At 43.8% G+C, this 1,060-nt stretch carries 2 protein-coding genes; both read right to left on the bottom strand.

The features are described 5' to 3' along the window. Positions 1 to 90 precede the first annotated feature (90 nt). Positions 91 to 492, bottom strand: coding sequence for a type II toxin-antitoxin system VapC family toxin (locus tag E1189_RS01800; RefSeq protein ID WP_155158375.1), 402 nt, complete (start codon positions 490 to 492; stop codon positions 91 to 93). Then, positions 489 to 752, bottom strand: coding sequence for a FitA-like ribbon-helix-helix domain-containing protein (locus E1189_RS01795; protein WP_230460004.1), 264 nt, complete (start codon positions 750 to 752; stop codon positions 489 to 491). The genes E1189_RS01800 and E1189_RS01795 overlap by 4 nt, the downstream gene beginning before the upstream one ends. Positions 753 to 1,060 lie beyond the last annotated feature (308 nt).

Genomic DNA, 1,060 nt, shown 5'->3' with positions numbered 1-1,060 from the left:
CGAACAGATATTTTAAGAACCCGCCGTAATTCGTATCGGTGGTGTGGGAGGAGCGGAGCCGTGAGACTTCACCCTATCCCGATTAGGTGCTCACAACTCAACATCACGCAATGGTTTAGCAATTAGAGGAAATTCAGAGATTACTTTTTTATCCATCGTAAATAACTCTGTGTCGAGATTTATTGCTAGAGAAACATATTCACAATCGTACGCTGAACAATTACTCTGATTTACAAGAGAAAGGACATTGAGTGACTTAATGTCATATTCATTCCCTGACATTAATGTTTCAGCTTCATTCTGGATCTGTAAAGCTTTATCGTATGAAATGAGATCCTTTCTCAAGTAAAGAGCTAAAACATTCCTGAATTCGCTACGCCAAAGGTGAGGGGCAACCCATACAGGATCATTTTCAAGGAGTTTTTCCGCATATAGGGTGTATTTTGTTGGCAAGTACAAATAAACAAGTACGTTAGTATCGACAACAATCATGATCTGCCTTCATTAATAGCTTCTTGGATATCGTCAATATCTATGAAATTGGTATCAATATCTCGGCGCAGTTCTCGGGCACGCTTCAGGTGCTCAGAAGGACTTACTTGCTGAGGCAGTAGCATTTGCTCAAGGCAATGAATTAGCTCACTATTTATGCTCCTATGGTGTGCAGAAGCAGCTTCTTTCAACCTGTTATAGAGGGTTTCAGGTATGTTTTTAACTGTAAGTGCCGGCATATCGTAATCTCCAAAAACCATATGGTTCCATTATGGTTGCAAAATGCAACCTGTCAAATTACGCACCTAACAACTAAATCCAGGTGACGCCTACGGCGCCCCTTAAGCAGGCGTGTGTGCCGGGCATGGCACTTAACTCGAGAGGTGAAAGTCCTCTTACCAGGTATTCGCAGAGCCGAAGGTTAGCGAAAGGGCAAGGGTGTTGTCACGAGGCAGGGTCTGAAGGAAGTCCAACTTTTCTCAAGCAACACTGGCCGAAGATTCGGCAGTAGCTCATCGAGGGAACCTACCGACCCAAGTAAGGTGGACCCCATTGTCTAGACCACGAA

Origin of the sequence: Parendozoicomonas verongulae (assembly GCF_009711465.1) — a bacterium.
GTDB lineage: Bacteria > Pseudomonadota > Gammaproteobacteria > Pseudomonadales > Endozoicomonadaceae > Sansalvadorimonas > Sansalvadorimonas verongulae.
The sequence above is the reverse complement of the archived record's forward strand: the minus strand, read 5'-3'. Positions and strand labels throughout refer to the sequence as shown.